This is a genomic window from Streptomyces sp. 351MFTsu5.1 (assembly GCF_000383655.1).
Taxonomy (GTDB): Bacteria; Actinomycetota; Actinomycetes; order Streptomycetales; family Streptomycetaceae; genus Streptomyces; species Streptomyces griseorubiginosus.
Genome location: NZ_KB911796.1, coordinates 45,007 through 61,671, shown reverse-complemented (window position 1 = coordinate 61,671; position 16,665 = coordinate 45,007). Strand labels below are relative to the sequence as shown.

General features: G+C 68.2%; 18 protein-coding genes and 1 pseudogene. 10 read left to right on the top strand and 9 right to left on the bottom strand.

All coding sequences use genetic code 11. From position 1 onward, the window contains the following. Nucleotides 1–2: 2 nt before the first annotated feature. The 3 genes and pseudogenes from H295_RS0135650 to H295_RS48820 form a co-directional block, all read right to left on the bottom strand. On the bottom strand, nt 3–809 hold the full coding sequence (locus tag H295_RS0135650; RefSeq protein ID WP_020140141.1) for a hypothetical protein: 807 nt from the start codon (nt 807–809) through the stop codon (nt 3–5). A gap of 403 nt (nt 810–1,212) precedes the next feature. Beyond that, nucleotides 1,213–1,488, bottom strand: coding sequence for a ribosomal protein L7/L12 (locus H295_RS0135645; protein WP_020140140.1), 276 nt, complete (start codon nt 1,486–1,488; stop codon nt 1,213–1,215). Beyond that, nucleotides 1,442–1,659, bottom strand: a pseudogene (locus tag H295_RS48820) (hypothetical protein); the annotation flags it as partial. The gene H295_RS0135645 and the pseudogene H295_RS48820, both read right to left, overlap by 47 nt. Before the next feature lie 379 nt (nt 1,660–2,038). Here H295_RS48820 and H295_RS48815 point away from each other — a divergent pair. Further along, a complete protein-coding gene (locus H295_RS48815) occupies nt 2,039–2,374 on the top strand; it encodes a GNAT family N-acetyltransferase (protein WP_420706285.1) in 336 nt (111 codons plus the stop codon). Between the two features lie 313 nt (nt 2,375–2,687). On the opposite strand, the gene H295_RS0135640 is transcribed toward H295_RS48815, so the two are convergent. Continuing rightward, complete coding sequence (locus H295_RS0135640) at nt 2,688–2,873, bottom strand: hypothetical protein (RefSeq protein WP_020140139.1); 186 nt, start codon at nt 2,871–2,873, stop codon at nt 2,688–2,690. A 484-nt stretch (nt 2,874–3,357) separates the two neighbouring features. Between H295_RS0135640 and H295_RS0135635 the strand changes: the two genes are divergently transcribed. From H295_RS0135635 to H295_RS0135625, 3 genes are all read left to right on the top strand, one after another. Beyond that, nucleotides 3,358–3,825: a hypothetical protein gene (locus H295_RS0135635; protein ID WP_020140138.1), complete on the top strand. Its 468-nt coding sequence runs from the start codon at nt 3,358–3,360 to the stop codon at nt 3,823–3,825. Nucleotides 3,826–4,119: 294 nt separating this feature from the next. Continuing rightward, a complete protein-coding gene (locus tag H295_RS0135630) occupies nt 4,120–5,151 on the top strand; it encodes a hypothetical protein (RefSeq protein WP_020140137.1) in 1,032 nt (343 codons plus the stop codon). Between the two features lie 741 nt (nt 5,152–5,892). After that, nucleotides 5,893–6,300, top strand: coding sequence for a hypothetical protein (locus H295_RS0135625; protein WP_020140136.1), 408 nt, complete (start codon nt 5,893–5,895; stop codon nt 6,298–6,300). 107 nt (nt 6,301–6,407) lie between these two features. Here H295_RS0135625 and H295_RS0135620 read toward each other — a convergent pair whose 3' ends face one another. The 4 genes from H295_RS0135620 to phoU form a co-directional block, all read right to left on the bottom strand. After that, nucleotides 6,408–6,746 carry a hypothetical protein gene (locus H295_RS0135620; RefSeq protein ID WP_020140135.1) on the bottom strand — a complete coding sequence of 113 codons (339 nt, stop codon included), beginning with the start codon at nt 6,744–6,746 and terminating at the stop codon, nt 6,408–6,410. A gap of 471 nt (nt 6,747–7,217) precedes the next feature. Next, the gene (locus H295_RS0135615; protein ID WP_020140134.1) at nt 7,218–7,874 is read right to left on the bottom strand and encodes a class I SAM-dependent methyltransferase; all 657 of its coding nucleotides are present in this window, start codon (nt 7,872–7,874) and stop codon (nt 7,218–7,220) included. A gap of 96 nt (nt 7,875–7,970) precedes the next feature. Continuing rightward, entirely contained in the window at nt 7,971–8,219 is a 249-nt protein-coding gene (locus H295_RS0135610; protein WP_028810048.1) for an SCO4226 family nickel-binding protein, read from the bottom strand. A 546-nt stretch (nt 8,220–8,765) separates the two neighbouring features. Beyond that, nucleotides 8,766–9,455 carry a phosphate signaling complex protein PhoU gene (phoU, locus tag H295_RS0135605; protein ID WP_020140132.1) on the bottom strand — a complete coding sequence of 230 codons (690 nt, stop codon included), beginning with the start codon at nt 9,453–9,455 and terminating at the stop codon, nt 8,766–8,768. Between the two features lie 267 nt (nt 9,456–9,722). On the opposite strand from phoU, the gene H295_RS0135600 reads away from it, so the two are divergent. Next, nucleotides 9,723–10,979: a sensor histidine kinase gene (locus H295_RS0135600; protein WP_020140131.1), complete on the top strand. Its 1,257-nt coding sequence runs from the start codon at nt 9,723–9,725 to the stop codon at nt 10,977–10,979. Next, a complete protein-coding gene (locus H295_RS0135595) occupies nt 10,976–11,656 on the top strand; it encodes a response regulator transcription factor (protein ID WP_020140130.1) in 681 nt (226 codons plus the stop codon). The genes H295_RS0135600 and H295_RS0135595 overlap by 4 nt, the downstream gene beginning before the upstream one ends. Before the next feature lie 112 nt (nt 11,657–11,768). Here the strand turns inward: H295_RS0135595 and H295_RS0135590 are convergent, their stop codons facing one another. Beyond that, nucleotides 11,769–12,437 (bottom strand): copper chaperone PCu(A)C, encoded by a 669-nt coding sequence (locus tag H295_RS0135590; RefSeq protein ID WP_020140129.1) that lies wholly within the window; start codon nt 12,435–12,437, stop codon nt 11,769–11,771. A gap of 612 nt (nt 12,438–13,049) precedes the next feature. Between H295_RS0135590 and H295_RS0135585 the strand changes: the two genes are divergently transcribed. From H295_RS0135585 to cysS, 4 genes are all read left to right on the top strand, one after another. Continuing rightward, on the top strand, nt 13,050–13,532 hold the full coding sequence (locus H295_RS0135585; RefSeq protein WP_003953493.1) for a CarD family transcriptional regulator: 483 nt from the start codon (nt 13,050–13,052) through the stop codon (nt 13,530–13,532). Between the two features lie 383 nt (nt 13,533–13,915). Then, a complete protein-coding gene (ispD, locus tag H295_RS0135575) occupies nt 13,916–14,674 on the top strand; it encodes a 2-C-methyl-D-erythritol 4-phosphate cytidylyltransferase (protein ID WP_028810047.1) in 759 nt (252 codons plus the stop codon). After that, nucleotides 14,664–15,164 carry a 2-C-methyl-D-erythritol 2,4-cyclodiphosphate synthase gene (ispF, locus tag H295_RS0135570; RefSeq protein WP_020140127.1) on the top strand — a complete coding sequence of 167 codons (501 nt, stop codon included), beginning with the start codon at nt 14,664–14,666 and terminating at the stop codon, nt 15,162–15,164. Before ispD ends, ispF begins: the two co-directional genes overlap by 11 nt. Before the next feature lie 53 nt (nt 15,165–15,217). Further along, the gene (gene cysS, locus H295_RS0135565; RefSeq protein WP_020140126.1) at nt 15,218–16,612 is read left to right on the top strand and encodes a cysteine--tRNA ligase; all 1,395 of its coding nucleotides are present in this window, start codon (nt 15,218–15,220) and stop codon (nt 16,610–16,612) included. Nucleotides 16,613–16,665: the final 53 nt, after the last annotated feature.

The window sequence follows — 16,665 nt, the reverse complement described above, 5'->3', positions numbered from 1 at the left end:
GCCTACCCGATGAGGTGGCGGAGGAAGTCGGTGACGAACTTCTCGACCTCCTCCTTCGCGGTTGCGTCGCGGACGTCGATGCGGTCGATGTACTTGACCCCTGCGTGTCGAAGAAGCCGTTCCCTGCTCTTGTCGTCAGAGCTACGGCCCTTGTGATGCGGCCCGTCAACCTCGATCACTCCTGCGTATCCCCTGTAGGTGACCAGCAGGTCCGGCTCAAAAACGTGATCGCGCACCTTCATCGCGGCGAGAGGGACGATTCCTAACGTGTCGTTGTCTGGGAGTTCCTGCTGCCGGTCGCGCAGGACGGCGTAGACACGCCACTCCCACTCGTTTGTGAGGTGCAGACCGTCAGCTTGCGGGTGAGCTGGCCCAATCCGCACCTTACGGGCGTGGTTGGAAGGTCGCGCCTTGCCGCCGGCTGCCAGTTGCTCTCGCCAGTTGGCCCCCACCTCGGGCAGGATGGCGCGTGCCCGCAGACCAGAGATGCCGAAGTCCTCCCGGTCGCAGACCTCTTGCATGGCTGACAGCACACGCTGCTGCACCTCTTCAGTGAAGCGCTCAAGCTGGGGGTGGTCGAAGTCGAGTACGACTTCGTACCAAGACTTCCCCCAGTCCTCCTCCTGGTACTCCAAGTCGCAGAACTCGGCCTGCGCCAGCAGAGCAGCGATGTCCTCGTGCCCCCTTTGGTGTAGAACGGTGGCGCTGACGGCCAGAACCTTCTCAGCGCGGGCGCGGGCGAAGTCATCGGGTGAGTAGTTGTCGGGGTTCTGCAGGATCTCCTGGAACGGAACGGAAGCTGCGGTCATGCCCTGATTCTGGCAGTCCCCACTGACAACAGGCGCTGCCGCAAGAGAAGTTGATCGCTCACGGTGGGGACATAAGAGATGGCTGCGCTCGCGCGTCTGGGGAGGCTGCTCCTCTTCGCCACTGAGGATCCGGGCGACGCTGCCGAGCCTTCTCTGGAACCTCTGTGGAACCTCCCAGGTCAACCACCAACGATCGACAACGACGAACAACGACCACCCGACCGCAGGTCAGTTGAGGTGTGCACCCCCCTGACCAGGCCCGAAAAACGGGCCCGCCAGACCCAGGGCAAGAAGAAGTAGGCAGCGCTGATCAAGCCCCCTGCCTGTGGGTTCTCCGCCGGTAGGGGGCTTTTTGGTGGGCCTGGGCCGTCTCTGGGCCCTCAGCCCGCCGATCGGGCCGTGCTCAGTGCTTCGGTAGGTCCGGCCCCGGCCGTTCTCTCGTCTCTGCCCGGGCTCCCGCATCGTGCAGGGCCGAGACGGCTGCTGCCGCGTTCTCTTCGGGCACCCCGGCAAGAAGGACAGCAGGAACCTGCGTCGCCAGAACCTTGCTGCGCCAGAGACTCAGCCCCGTCAGCCGGCGCACGACCCGGACGACGTCCATTACGCGGACGCCGGGGTCGATGAGCACCACGTCATGTGGCACGTCGTCGCACACCAGCAAGAAGTACTCGTCTGCCATGACTGTCCCCGCCCTTCTCCGATTGGGAGCGTACGTACACGCGGAGCGTCAGACCGGATCCGCGTGACCGAGGTACTCCGCGAGAGCCTTGACGTCTCCCCGGAGTACCGAGGCGCAAAAGTGGCGGAGCGCGTGCATGCCGTTCTCGCGGGACTCGGCGTACGGCTCGCCGACGGCGGATCAGCACAGGGCCGGGTGGTTGGCCCGGGTCTAGGCGGCTCCACCGCCGAGCGCGGCGACGGGACCACCCACCTCCAAAAGCGTTGCAAGATCGGACATCAGGCCGAAAACCGAGGAGACCACCCGTGCTGAGGGAGACGCACCTGCCGGGCTTCTGGTGCGAGTGCTGGACACAACGACTCGACGAACGACGCCTGCCAGCGCTCATTGGCTCCTTCGACGCGCACTCAGCGGTCGGTTGCCGTGGGGGAGGCTGCTCGCCTGCCGCGCGAAATCAGATGTACGGGGTTGAGGAAGGCTTCCATGCTCGCGAGATGCAGGAGGATGCGGCGTTCCAGGTCTCGCATGTGGTGGCTTCTACGCGCAGTACGTGGAGTCGGCTCGTGCTCTGCCCGGAATCCTTGCCCGCAGCTCAGACGGCGAGCCAGTCGGGATCCTGCTGCGTCGGCGGCACTTTGCGGAGGCGACAGAGGTCCACCTGTTGGCGGGAGCCCCGGACTGGCACTGGCGGGGCATCGGGGCGGTACTTGTCAGCGCGGTGGAGGCGAAGTTGCAAACGGACGGTTGTCGGATGCTGCATGTGAAGATGCCGGGCCTTCGCATCCTGACAGCGGGTACGCGCTCGCGAGGGTGTTCTACCGAGCTATCGGATTCGTCCCGATCGAGGAGACAAACGATCTGTGGCCAGGGACGCCGTGCCCGATGAGGGTTGAGATACTGCCAGGCCCCCATGGTCGATGACCTACGCGCGGGCTAGCAGCATGGGAGAGTCGACGCGGCTGCGAGCCGGAGCCGCGACATCGCGTCGAGGATTTCAGTGGGTGAATCAGAGGTACGTGCCCCTGCCGTGTCCGATCGACCGGTACCTGAGGGGGAACCACGGTGGTTGACGGAGAGCACGAACGAGTGCGGCCCTCGACTGATTTGGCTGGGCAGGGGCCGTTTCGCCTGGCGGTGGGTGTGGGATTTGAACCCACGGTGACTCGCGCCACGACGGTTTTCAAGATCGTGTCCATGGTTCATGAGTAGAAGTTCGCCCAGTACTCCTCGTGACTCGTGGTGAAGTCGGCCGGACGTTCCCGTCGCAGCACCTCGTAGCGTGCGACGTAGGCGTCGAGGGCTTCATGCAGGGAGCAGCCGAGGTGATCACGTAGGGTTTTCAGCCCGAGGATGATCTGCCCGGCGACGATCGTATTGTCGGCCACGCCTGTATCCGTCTCGCTGTTGCCAGGACCCATGGAGTGATCACACCCCACCTCCACAGCTAGGTCAAAGCTTTATCCCGCACGGTCCCTGGGCCGTCCAACGCCAACAGACGGCACCCACCGGTGACACACCCCACCGTGCTCTGGCCTGGGCTCCGGGCGATGATCTGCCCGCTGGAAGGATTTGCCTGCACCTGCGCGACAAGCGGCACGAGTGGGAGGAGCACCGGTCCGAGGTCACCGCCTTCGAGCTGCAGAGGACTGCCGGTGTTGTAGACGCGTCTGAGGACATGGGTGGGGCCGGCGGCGTGAACCGTCGGCACCCTTGTCGTAGGTGTGGCGTGTTTGACAGGTCAGCTCGCACACTGGCCAGTGAGGGGGCGCATCGATGCCATCGCGTGAGCCGGAGCATGGGTACAGAGATTCCAGGTGGTGGCCGATCTCGTTCAGGTCCGCAGGAATGCGCACACCGCCCGATCCGCCCGTGGAGGCCGATCCCTTCGTCGTCGTCTCGCACTATGTCGCCTGGTACGAGAGGGAGTTCGCTCGGTTACGGGTGATATCGCGGACCAGGGTGGACCGGGTGATCACGCTCATCGCTGCGCTGAACGCCGTGATCGCGGTCCTCGGGGTCGCTAGCGCAGCGTGGAAGTATCCGTGGTTCGGGATATCCAGCACCGCTCTCGCCGGGGTCTCCGGCATCGTGGCTGCGAAGAACAACCTCTTCAGGGACCAGGAGTTGTGGCAGCTACGCTCCTCGGTCCTCGCCCGGGTACAGCGGCTCAAGCAGGAGATGCAGTACCGCAAGGCCTCCGGCGAAGAGACGGCGCGGGTCGCGGAGGAGGCCCTCATGACCCTGAACGAGATTCTGGACGCCGATCTTCAAGGATGGTCTGGGGTGAACCGGTCGGTGCTGCAGGTGATGCCGGGGAGCGAACCGCGGTCTCCGTAGCCGCCCCCGTCCGCGCTGCGACCCGCAACGCCTCGACAACCTCGTCATCAGTCACGGGTGACGAAGTCCAGCGCCCAGTCGGATCGACCAGGCTCGGGCCCGTGGCGGGGCATTGGCCAGGGTCCGGCGGTGCGGTCGTCGTGATGCTGAGACGCCGACGGTTCGTCTGAGTTTCAATATCTGAACCAAAATGGGGAGGGATCCAGGGTGGTTCAGATGTACTCGCTACCACCGCCACCGCCACCGCCACCGTCTGCATCGAGCAGACGGAAGGTGTGGCTGCTGATTGGTTCAGTGTCCGCGGTGATAGCAACGGCAGTGGGGACAGCCGTCTACATCGATCAGTCCGAGAAGGGGCACTCGTCGACGGCTCCGTTCACTCATGCCTTCGAGACACCGCACCTGTGGGTGGGCACGGCCGATGACGGTGTGGCGATGGTTGAGCTGACGAGGTCGGGGTCGAGTCTGTCGGGGTCGTTGGACGTCACAGCGATCCCGTCCAGTGACCGGACGACGACGAAGGCGGAGCACGCGGCCTTCACGGGGACGGCCGACGGTTCTGCGGTGACGATTCGGATTGACGGAGTCCTGGGGTCGGTTGGCTCGCTGTCGGGGACGCTGACTAGCACCGAGATGAGTCTTCACGTACCGAACGACAATGGCACCATGTACACGCTGACGCTGCGGCCGGGCTCGGTCGACGACTACAACAGAAGGGTCGGCGATCTCCAGAGCCAGGCCAGGCAGGCACTTACTGAGCTCCAGGACGCGCAGGCAGAGGAGGCTCAGGCAGCTGCCGACGCGGAGAGCAGGGGAAAAATTGACGCTGCTGCGACGACGGTGAACTCGGCGTATACCGAGCTGAAGCGGACGCTGGGTGTGCCGGTCGACTACAGCTCCTTTGAGACCGACCTCGCGACACTGCGCAGTGACCTCAAGACGGTGAAGGACGACGCGGCGAATCTGTCCGGCGAGGACGCGTGCACTGACGCTGGCTCCGTGGAGACAGACGCCGGGACGGTCGAGACGGACGCGGGGACGCTGGAGTCGGACCGGGGGACGCTGGACTACACGATCTCCGATATCGAGAGCCAGTCGACGGCGCTGAAGGAGGCGTGGGACGCGTACGAGACGGCACAGGGCTTCATGCCGGGGTATACGCCAATCCTGTCGATGGGCGTCGGCGGGGTTTCTAACCTGCGGACGAATGCTAGAGACACGGTGTCCGCGATCAAGTCCAAGGGCGACGGGTACGTAAAGACCGGTAAGGACTTGGCCGCCGAGGCACGCAGGGTTTCCGACGCTGCCGTTGCTTCTGCGTGCTAGCAGAGACCCCAAGTGTGAGGTGCAACGCGGCAGACCGGTTCGGTGACAACCCACCCGGGGATCGCGCACGCCCCGGACCTGCCACGTCGGGCCGTCCCTGGGCCGTCCGAGGCCGCTCAACAGTGGCCAACGACGACAGACGACGGCCACCAGGCGAGCGTGCCCACCTCTCCTGACCAGCAAAAACCCACCTCACCAAGATTCCCGAGAGCACCCAGGGCAAGAAGAGGTAGCAGCGCTGTTCAAGCCCTGCCTGCGGGTTCTCCGCCTGTAGGGGCTTTTTGGTCGTCTCGATGCTGGGCAGGTCGAACTTTTCCACCAGATCCTCAGGGGTCAGGTACCGCGTAGGCAGGGCGCGCGGTTCGGTGGCCATCTCGGCGTATGGATCAGCGCAAGGTGACACCCTCGTGATCCATAGTCTGCGTCGGCAGCTTCGGGGAGGGCGTGGCCATGCATGAGCGGTTGCTCGTCAGACGATCCGGCGCAGGCCAAGGCGGCAGCGGGACTACTGCACCAAGCTGGGGTCCTGGCAGGACGCCAAGCGTGCCACGACAGCGAGCGTTACAGACGCCAGTGGTGGGCAGAATGTCCAGTCGCCCGAGGCTGAGGGGCGTGCAGTGTCCTACTGTGACAGCTCGGGCTTCGAGACTCTGGTCAGTTCGGCCGGCTAGTGCTGCGAGCGCTTAGGCCGCCGAGTTCAACCCGAGCCATCGGCAGGCACCAGCACAGGCGAGGAGCGTCGTGGAACTGTCGCCGTCGATGGTGAACCGTCTTGCGAACAGCGGGCTCGGAGGTGTCCCGGCGGTCGCTGCTGTTGCCTACGCGGCGCAGGCCGACTCGGGCTTCTCGCGGGGCGCGGCCTGTTTCGCTGTGATGGGGTTCGCGGCCCTCTCCGTGAGGGGATACCGGCTCGGCGTGACATGTGAGCGCGGGAGGCTCTCGATCCGCGGCTACCTGCGCACACGCGTGATTGCGCGGGAGTGCATCACAGAGATCACGGACTTCCCCGCTGTCAGGTGGACGACTCGCAAGGGGGGCGAGCGATGGACCCCCATCACAGCGTTCATGACGAGCACGAGCGAACTCTCGACAACTAGCCTCCACAAGGCCCGTGTCATCAGAGAACTCCGACGGTGGGCAGGACGCTAGTCACGGCCCGCACGGCGTCCGTGGGCCGTCCAATGCCGATCGCCAGCGGCCATGAGTAACGCAACGCACCGCACCGCACCGCTGAGGAGCCCCCACGCGACCCTGGTTCAGGAGCGGCAGTCGTTCCACAGTGCCGACAGCTGGGAGGGGATTTCGGGGAGGGCGGCGCAGCCCTCGGGGGAGGCCGGGAAGGTGTCGGCGGCCAGGTAGGTCCAGCCGGTGCCGGGGCGGTCGATGAAGTACTTCATCACGGCACCGTCGTCCTGCAGGGCCACCTGCTCGGCCTGCGTGCTGCCGGGCGTGAGCTGGAAGCCGGTGCCGGCGTAGAAGGTCCCGTCGCAACTGCCGTAGTAGAACGTCCCCTTGACCGGCGTGATGTGGGTCAGGCGTGGCTGAGCCTGTGCGCCGTACGCCGCCGTGACGTCCGCCTTGACGGTCGCGGGCACCGTCAGCGACCGGCAGGCGTCTGTCCTGGCCGGGGCACCTGCCGTGGTGGGCCGGGGGGAGGCGGCGGAACTGCCGGATCCGCCCGAGCCCGCAGATCCCGCCGAGCCCGCAGATCCCGCCGAGCCCTCAGACCCCGCCGAGCCGCCGGACCCCGTCGAGCCGGCCCGCTCCGTGGGTGTCCGCGGTGCCGACGAAGCTGTTTCCGCTGTGGTCGGTGCGCTGCCGTGGCTGGTGCCGGTGCTCGGTGTGCAGCTTGTCAGTAGGGCCACTGCCGCCGCGGTCATGCCGAGAGCCGTGGCGCGGTACAGGGAACGGTTTCGGGTGCCATTTCTGACCATCTTCCCTGGTACGTCCAGACAGGGCCGAGATGGCGCAACTCGTGTACATTCTCCCGGTCTTGTACCCCTGGACGCCGCATGCTGCCCCGCGGTTTCACCGGTTCCCCCGCGGCTCGTCCGTCTCAGGGGGCCTTACGGCTCCAGGGCGTGCAGCCGGTCGTACCCCACGAAGTCGAAGACCCTGGTGCCCGGTCGGAGCGGAGCCGGTGTCGCGGTGAAGCGGTGGACCGTGACCGACTGGACGTGGTCGGCGTCGGCAGACGAGGTCCACTCGCGGACGAAGCCCCGGCTCTCGAACCACCCGCAGATCCGCGGGACTTGGTCGGGAGCCTTGCGATGGCGGGTCCAGATGACCCGGGCGCCCGGCGCGCACAGCTGCGTGCACGCCTCGACCGTGCGCTCGATGTCCTCATTCGTGATGTTGCCGAACACCCCGCACAGCAGTACCAGATCGGCCGGGACCAGGTCGGCGCAGTGGTCGAGCAGCGCGGCGTCCGCGGCGACCGTCTCCACACCCGGCAGACCCAGGGCCGTGGCGGCCCGCCTCGCCTCCGCCACGTTCCCCGGGTCGAGTTCCACCAGCCGGGCGCGGACGTCCTCGCGGCGCGGGTGGGCGGGCAGGACGCCCAGCAGGTCACGGCCCTGACCGGCACACAGGCTGATCACCCGCAGCGGGCCGGGCGGAGCGGCGTCCAGGGCCGTTCGGATACGGTCCTGGACCGCGCGCAACCGCCAGGCCAGCGGTGACTCGGGCGCGTCGTAACGGTCGTGCCACCTCTGCCAGTCCATGCGCTGACCCTATGAGCGGCCCCGCCGGCCCCGCCATCCGTTATCCGGCACCCGTTATCCGGCGCCCTGCCCCCCACACCACCCCCACCCTCACCCTCACACCGACAACGGCACCGGATGGACCTCGTCCGCCTTGTGGCCGGTCCGTTCGTGGATGCGCTGGACCGCTTCCGGGGAGGGTGCCTCCGAGAGGCAGTACACGGTGCCGGACTCGGGGTCCGCCCAGGCGCGTTCGAAGTGCACGCCCTCTTCCCCTTCTATCGCCAGGTCGGCCTGATGGGCCTCCATCAGCTGCTCCGCCGTGATGCCGTGCATTCCTCGGTGTACGTCCATGTAGCGAGCCATGGCCTCCACCTCCTCGCCCGCCGCACACCGGCGGCGTCATCCCCGAGCCGTACGGTTGCCGTCCCCGTCCCCGTCCCGTTCCTTCTCCATGCTGCGCCTCCCCACCCGACCGGGCGACCCGAGCACCCGGCGCCGGCGCAGCACCCGACACGACGAGGGGCCCCGGGATCACCCCGGGGCCCCTCACCGCCGTACAAGAAACGCCGTACATCTCACCCGCACTGACACGGATTGCCCGACTGGCACCCGCACCCGCATCCCGACCCGCAGCCGCACGCGCCGATGACCGACAGGGTCCTGATCGCGGTGGGCTGCTCGGTCGGGCGTTCCTGGGTGGGGTCGGACTGGGGGGTGCTGGGGGCTTCGGCCATGAGTCCCTCCTCGAGGCGAGGGCCAGTACGTCCCGACGGTCGGATCAGGCCCTGTACCCAGTGCATGCCCGCTCCCCTGGGCGCATCAACGGCGCACAGAGGCTCGCGCACGCCCTGGCAGCACGGCAAAGGACTCCTCAGCACCCTCGCCCCACCAGCGCACCCCCCGGAGGGATCACGCCCCCTCCACTCCCGTCACCGGCTGCACGTCCGCCTGGAGGTCGTCCGCGTGCTCGCCCGTCACCAGGTACACCACGCGCTTGGCCACCGACACCGCGTGGTCGGCGAACCGCTCGTAGTAGCGCCCCAGCAGCGTGACGTCCACCGCCGTCTCGATGCCGTGCTTCCACTTGTCGTCCAGCAGGTGCTGGAAGAGCGTGCGGTGCAGCAGGTCCATCTCGTCGTCGTCCTGCTCGAGCTGGAGCGCCAGGTCGACGTCCTTGGTGATGATGACCTCCGCCGCCTTGGCCATCAGGCGCTGGGCGAGCTGGCCCATCTCCAGGATGGTGGCGTGCAGGTCGTGGGGGATCGCCTTCTCGGGGAAGCGCAGCCGGGCCAGCTTCGCCACGTGCTGGGCGAGGTCGCCGGAGCGCTCCAGGTCGGCGGACATCCGCAGGGAGGTCACGACGATCCGCAGGTCGGTGGCCACCGGCTGCTGGCGGGCGAGCAGTGCTATCGCCCGGGCCTCCAGGTCGTGCTGGAGGTCGTCCACCTTCTGGTCGGCCTCGATCACGCTCTCGGCGAGCTTCAGGTCGGAGTCGAGGATGGCCGTCGTGGCGCGTCCGATCGCCGAGCCGACCAGGCGGGCCATCTCCACCAGACCGTCGCCGATCGAATCAAGTTCCTCGTGGTACGCGTCCCGCATTGTCGGTTCCCTCTCGTACGTCGTTCCTGTGGGTGCCAGGGGCCAAAACCGGCCGCGAAACCGGTGCTACCAGCTGCGAAACCGGTGCTACCGGCCGCGAAAACCGGTGCTGCGTACCCCACGCTCCCACGTTCGGCCCTGTACGCGTCCGTTTCCGCCCTCCCAAATGAACCACCACTGGCTCCAAGGTGAACTCTGGGCGACGAGTGTTCGAGGTCCCACTCGGACGGCTGTGGCCAGGACGGATCCCATGCCTAACCTGGAGGCATGGACGTGAACGCGGCGGTCGCCGCAGCGGCAGCGATCGCCGGTGTGCTCACCGGTGTCATCGCCATGCTGGCGTTCCGCTGGAGCGAGCGGGAGCAGAAGCGCCCCACCCGCACCTCCCTGCACACCGACCCCGTGCTTCCGCCCGGCGTGGACACCGTGCTCTCGGTGCTCCGGTCCTCGGCCGTCGTCCTCGACGAGGCCGACGCCGTCGTCAAGGCCAGCTCCGCCGCGTACGCCCTAGGGCTGGTCCGCGGCGGCAAGCTGTCCGTGGAGCCGATGCTCCAGATGGCCCGGGACACCCGGCGGGACGGGGAGATACGGCAGGTCGAGCTGGACCTGCCCCGGCGGGGCACCGGACGCGGCGAGGCACTGGCCGTCTCCGCGCGGGTCGCGCCCCTCGGCTCCCGGCTGGTGCTGCTCCTCGTCGAGGACCTCACCGAGGCCCGGCGGATCGAAGCGGTGCGGCGGGATTTCGTCGCGAACGTCAGCCATGAGCTCAAGACCCCGGTCGGCGCGCTCTCCCTGCTCTCCGAGGCCGTCATGGACGCCTCCGACGACCCGGAGGCCGTGCAGCGGTTCGCCGGACGTATGCAGATCGAGGCCACCCGGCTGACGAACCTGGTGCAGGAACTCATCGACCTCTCGCGGGTGCAGAACGACGACCCGCTGGAGGACGCCGAGCCGGTCCGCGTGGACGAGCTGGTCGCCGAGGCCATCGACCGCTGCCGGCACCAGGCCGGCACCAAGCAGATCACCATGGCCGCGGCCGGCGCTGCCGAGCTGCGGGTGTGGGGCAACCGCGGCCAGCTCGCCGCCGCCCTCGGCAACCTCGTCGAGAACGCCGTCAACTACTCGCCCGCCCGCACCCGCGTCGGCATAGCGGCCCGCAGGGTGTCCGCGCCGGGCGGCGACCACATCGAGGTCGCCGTCACCGACCAGGGCATCGGCATCTCCGACAAGGACAAGGAGCGCATCTTCGAGCGCTTCTACCGCGTCGACCCGGCCCGCTCCCGCCAGACCGGCGGCACCGGCCTCGGTCTCGCGATCGTCAAGCACGTGGCCGCCTCGCACGGCGGGGAGGTCACGGTGTGGAGCTCGGAGGGCCAGGGCTCCACGTTCACCCTCAGGCTGCCGGAGGCGGGCGCGGCCCGCGACCGCGCGCTCCAGCACCCCGACCTCGACGACGAGGACGGGCTTTCCACCACCGAGTCGGCTTCTTACGACCCGCTTCCCGCCCCGGAGGTCCTTCCGTGACCCGAGTGCTCGTCGTCGAGGACGAGGAGTCCTTCTCCGACGCCCTGTCGTACATGCTTCGCAAGGAGGGCTTCGAGGTCGCCATCGCGACCACGGGACCCGACGGACTCGACGAGTTCGAGCGCAACGGCGCCGACCTCGTCCTCCTCGACCTGATGCTGCCGGGCCTGCCCGGCACGGAGGTCTGCCGCCAGCTGCGCAACCGCTCCAACGTCCCCGTCATCATGGTGACCGCCAAGGACAGCGAGATCGACAAGGTCGTCGGCCTGGAGATAGGAGCCGACGACTATGTCACCAAGCCGTTCTCCTCGCGCGAGTTGGTCGCCCGTATCCGCGCCGTCCTGCGCCGCCGCGGGGAGCCCGAGGAGGTCACCCCGGCCGCGCTGGAGGCCGGTCCGGTCCGCATGGACGTGGACCGCCACGTGGTCACGGTCTCCGGCTCCAAGGTCGACCTGCCCCTCAAGGAGTTCGACCTGCTGGAGATGCTGCTGCGCAACGCCGGCCGCGTCCTGACCCGCATGCAGCTCATCGACCGCGTCTGGGGGGCCGACTACGTCGGCGACACCAAGACCCTCGACGTCCACGTCAAGCGCCTGCGGGCCAAGATCGAGCCCGACCCGGGCGCGCCGCGGTACCTGGTCACGGTCCGTGGCCTGGGCTACAAGTTCGAGCCGTAGACCCGACGCGGCTCGCACACGCCGAAGGGCGGGACCTCCTCGGAGGTCCCGCCCTTCGTGTCGTACGGCGACTCCCGTACGGCGATCCCGTACGGCGATCCCGTTCGGCCGCTCAGCCCGCGCTCGCGCTCGCGGAGGCCGCGTCGGTCGGGGTGGCGGAGCCGCTTGGGGTGGCCGCGCCGCTCGGGGTGGCCGCGCCGCTCGGGGTCGCGGAACCGGAGGGCTTCGGCTTCGCGGGGGTCGCCGGGGCGGACGGCACCGCGCTCGGACCCCACTTGGCGTAGTAGCTGTCGGCCGGGACCACGAAGGCCTTGAGGCTGACCTCGCCGGTGGTGCTGAAGGTGAAGGTGACCTTCTGGGCGTTGCCGTCCTTGACGCTCTCGCCGAGGTCGGCCACCGCCGCGGAGGCGTTGCCCTTGCCGCCGAGGACGACCGAGCCGTGCGCCGGGACGGTCACCTTGCCGTTGCCCTTGGCGGGCTTGATCTCGGCGCTCCCGCCGCCCGCGATGGTCACGGAGTCCAGCGTCTGGGCCGTGGCACCGGTGTTGAAGACGGTCCCGGAGACCACGGCCGGGCCCTTGGTCTCGCCGGATGCCTGGGTGGTGGCCTGGGTGATGACCACGATGTTCTGGAGCTTGATGGCGCCGACGCTGGTCTCCGCGTTGTCCGGCTTGACCTCCAGCGTCTGGGCGTTGCTGCCGGCCGCGCACGCGGAGAGCGTGACGACCGAGAACGCGAGGGAGGCGGCGGCGAGGGCGCCGCGTCGAAGGCTGCTGCTCACGGCGGCGGCAACTCCTTGACTTGAGCGGGGCGGCCCGTAAAGCCGCGCTAAGTGTCTGTCAGCAGGGCTTAGGTTACCGAGCCGTCCCCGTGCCGCCGCACCCGACCCTCCCCAAGAGGCGTGTCACTCCCGAGTCACTCCCGAGTCACCCGGTTCACAAGTGACCCGCGAGTCACTTCTTCCCCGCACTCCGGCGCTCGTCCGGCATTCACATAAGAGGCCTCAGCGCCCAGTGGCAAATCTTCCGTGAAGGAAAGAGAGACCGCCCCCGGAATTGATCACTGTGTGATCCGTGTGCCGCGTGTGATCAATTCCGGAATCGACGCGGAAGTCACTCCTGTCATCGAACGGAGTAGCGGAAGTCGCACACATGGAACCGGACATTTGTGGACGTTAGGCCGCTCGGAGGGGGCTCCGGATGTGTGTAACGTACGCGTTTCACCTCCCCCGGAGAGCCGCTCCCACCTGCGAATACCTGCTTCCGCTCGGCCTCCGCAGCACGTTCCTGTTGCTGTTGTCAAGCCCCGAGATATGCCCTGACCTGCGAAAACGCCATTCAGAACCCGCGGTTTCCGTGTTACCCTGGATAGCCACGGAAGGGGTACCTGTCACATGACGTTCAAGGTTGGCGACACCGTGGTCTATCCCCATCACGGGGCCGCGCTGATCGAGGCTATCGAAACTCGCCAGATCAAAGGCGTGGACAAGACCTACTTGGTGCTGAAGGTCGCCCAGGGTGACCTGACGGTACGTGTGCCAGCGGACAATGCGGAGTTCGTCGGCGTGCGTGATGTGGTCGGTCAGGACGGGCTGGACCGGGTCTTCGAGGTGCTGCGCGCGCCGTACGCCGAGGAGCCCACTAACTGGTCCCGTCGTTACAAGGCAAACCTGGAGAAGCTCGCCTCCGGCGATGTCATCAAGGTCGCGGAAGTCGTGCGTGACCTGTGGCGTCGTGAGCGCGAGCGCGGACTCTCCGCAGGTGAGAAGCGCATGCTCGCCAAGGCTCGGCAGATCCTGGTGAGCGAGCTCGCCCTCGCGGAGAACACGAACGAGGACAAGGCCGAGGCGCTGCTCGACGAGGTTCTCGCGTCCTGAGCGTCCCTGTGCAGGCCCCTGGCCCGCTCAGCTCAGCACACCACTGAGTGCTTCGGAGAAGTACCGCAGTACTTCCCGGAAGTGCCGCACTGAAATGCCGCGGTGCCCGATGACGCGAAAGCTGTCGCCGGGCGCTGCGGCATGTTCGTCTCCGGATACCGGATCACGGGGTGCCGGATCACGGATCCGGCGTTTCCGTCGACGAGCGACGCCTCCGGCGCCGTACGCGTGTTCATTTCGGAGTGAAGATCCCCCGATACTTGGCGTGCCGGGCCCGGGCAGCAGGCTCGACCGGTGTCACGGAAGGGTCCGGTCAAGGCGTCGCGCCCGGCACGCTGTCTCCGTACCCACGTTGGCCGAGCACACAAACCTGACAGGAACCGATGTCTGACGTTTCGCGCCCTTCGCCCGCGCAGGCACGTACGGAAGCCCGTACCGCGGTGGTGATTCCGGCCGCCGGAAGAGGCGTACGCCTTGGTCCGGGCGCCCCCAAAGCGCTTCGCGCGCTCAACGGCACCCCCATGCTGATCCACGCGATCCGCGCCATGGCCGCCTCGCGCGCCGTCTCCCTGGTCGTCGTGGTCGCCCCGCCCGACGGCGCCGGCGAGGTCAAGTCGCTCCTGGACGCGCACGCGCTGCCCGAGCGCACCGACTTCGTCGTCGTCCCCGGCGGTGAGTCCCGCCAGGAGTCGGTGCGGCTCGGCCTGGACGCCCTGCCGGACGACTTCGACATCGTGCTGGTCCACGACGCGGCCCGCCCGCTCGTCCCGGTCGACACCGTCGACGCGGTCATCGAGGCCGTACGGGACGGCGCGCCCGCCGTGGTCCCGGCGCTGCCCCTCGCGGACACCGTCAAGGAGGTCGAGCCGGCCCCCGGTGAGCCGGAACCGGTGGTCGCGACCCCGGTCCGGGCGCGTCTGCGTGCCGTGCAGACCCCGCAGGGCTTCGACCGGGCCACCCTGATCCGCGCCCACGAGACCGTCACCGAGGACGTCACCGACGACGCGAGCATGGTCGAGCAACTGGGCCTCACGGTCGTGGTCGTGCCCGGCCACGAGGAGGCCTTCAAGGTGACCCGCCCGCTGGACCTGGTCCTCGCCGAGGCGGTCCTGGCCCGCAGGAGGCTCAACGATGGCTTCTGAGCAGCCCTTCCTCCTGCCCCAGGTCGGCATCGGCACCGACATCCACGCCTTCGAGGAGGGCCGCGAGCTGTGGTGCGCGGGCCTGAAGTGGGAGGGCGAGGGCCCCGGCCTGGCCGGCCACTCCGACGCGGACGTCGTCGCCCACGCCGCCTGCAACGCGCTCTTCTCCGCCGCCGGGCTCGGCGACCTCGGTCAGCACTTCGGCACCGGACGCCCCGAATGGTCGGGTGCATCCGGCGTCACGCTGTTGACGGAGGCGGCCCGGATCGTGCGCGAGGCCGGCTTCCGCATCGGCAACATCGCCGTACAGGTCGTAGGACCGCGCCCGAAGATCGGAAAACGCCGGGACGAGGCACAGAAGCTGCTGTCGGAGGCCGCCGGGGCGCCGGTCTCGGTGTCCGGGGCGACCACGGACGGACTCGGCTTTCCCGGCCGGGACGAGGGCCTGATGGCGGTGGCGACCGCACTGGTGGTCAGGATCACGAGCTGACTGTTATCCACAACCCGTCGAAGGCACCGGACATCGCCCACTACCCTGGACCCGTGACCATTCGCCTGTACGACACCAGCGCCCGGCAGATCCGTGACTTCGCCCCGGTCACGCCGGGCTGTGTCTCGATCTACCTCTGTGGCGCCACCGTGCAGGCCGCCCCGCACATCGGCCACATCCGCTCCGGCCTGAACTTCGACATCATGCGCCGCTGGTTCGAGTACCGCGGCTACGACGTCACCTTCATCCGCAACGTCACCGACATCGACGACAAGATCATCGTCAAGGCGGCCGAGCAGAACCGCCCGTGGTGGTCCATCGGCTACGACAACGAGCGCGCGTTCAACGACGGTTACACCGCCCTCGGCTGCCTCCCGCCGACGTACGAGCCGCGGGCCACCGGCCATGTCACCGAGATGGTCGAGATGATGCGAGGCCTCATCGAGCGCGGCCACGCGTACGAGGCCGACGGCAGCGTCTACTTCGACGTGCGCTCCTACCCCGGCTACCTGTCGCTGTCCAACCAGGACATCGACGACCTGCGCCAGCCCGACGAGGGCGTCGCCGGCAAGCGCGACCCCCGCGACTTCGCCATGTGGAAGGCGACCAAGCCGGGCGAGCCCGACTGGGAGACCCCGTGGGGCCGCGGCCGGCCCGGCTGGCACCTGGAGTGCTCGGCGATGGCGCACAAGTACCTGGGCTCCGCCTTCGACATCCACGGCGGCGGCCTCGACCTGATCTTCCCGCACCACGAGAACGAGATCGCCCAGGCCAAGGCCTACGGCGACGAGTTCGCCCGGTACTGGGTGCACAACGCCTGGGTCACCATGAGCGGCGAGAAGATGTCCAAGTCGCTCGGCAACAGCGTGCTGGTGAGCGGGATGGTCAAGCAGTGGCGCCCCATCGTGCTGCGCTACTACCTCGGCACCCCGCACTACCGCTCGATGATCGAGTACAGCGAGGACGCCCTGCGCGAGGCCGAGTCCGCGTTCGCGCGGATCGAGGGGTTCGTGCAGCGGGTGGTCGAGAAGGCCGGCCCCGTCGAGCCCTCCGCCGAGGTGCCGCCCGCCTTCGCCGAGGCCATGGACGACGACTTCGGCGTGCCGCAGGCCCTCGCCGTCGTGCACACCACCGTCCGGCAGGGCAACAGCGCGCTCGCGGCCGACGACAAGGAGGCCGCGGTGGCCCGCCTCGCCGAGGTGCGCGCCATGCTCGGCGTCCTCGGCCTCGACCCGCTCGATGCGCACTGGGCCGGTGAGTCGGACCGCGGCGAGGACCTGCACGGCGTGGTCGACAGCCTGGTCCGCCTGGTCCTCGACCAGCGCGAGGCCGCCCGCGCCCGCAAGGACTGGGGCACCGCGGACGCCATCCGCGACCAGCTCGGCCAGGCGGGACTGACCATCGAGGACAGTCCGCAGGGACCCCGCTGGACGCTCGGTCCCCGGTAGGCCCCAGCCCGCTTTTCCTTGTTTTCCTTGATCGATTGTGCCGTCCGGGCCTC

Bases quoted from the DNA above. Each gene is read 5' to 3' on its own strand.
- H295_RS0135650 (WP_020140141.1), bottom strand. From the start codon at position 809: ATGACCGCAGCTTCCGTTCCGTTCCAGGAGATCCTGCAGAACCCCGAC.
- H295_RS0135645 (WP_020140140.1), bottom strand. From the start codon at position 1,488: ATGGCAGACGAGTACTTCTTGCTGGTGTGCGACGACGTGCCACATGAC.
- H295_RS0135615 (WP_020140134.1), bottom strand. From the start codon at position 7,874: ATGGACTGGCAGAGGTGGCACGACCGTTACGACGCGCCCGAGTCACCG.
- H295_RS0135610 (WP_028810048.1), bottom strand. From the start codon at position 8,219: ATGGCTCGCTACATGGACGTACACCGAGGAATGCACGGCATCACGGCG.
- phoU (WP_020140132.1), bottom strand. From the start codon at position 9,455: ATGCGGGACGCGTACCACGAGGAACTTGATTCGATCGGCGACGGTCTG.
- H295_RS0135600 (WP_020140131.1), top strand. From the start codon at position 9,723: ATGGACGTGAACGCGGCGGTCGCCGCAGCGGCAGCGATCGCCGGTGTG.
- H295_RS0135585 (WP_003953493.1), top strand. From the start codon at position 13,050: ATGACGTTCAAGGTTGGCGACACCGTGGTCTATCCCCATCACGGGGCC.
- ispD (WP_028810047.1), top strand. From the start codon at position 13,916: ATGTCTGACGTTTCGCGCCCTTCGCCCGCGCAGGCACGTACGGAAGCC.
- ispF (WP_020140127.1), top strand. From the start codon at position 14,664: ATGGCTTCTGAGCAGCCCTTCCTCCTGCCCCAGGTCGGCATCGGCACC.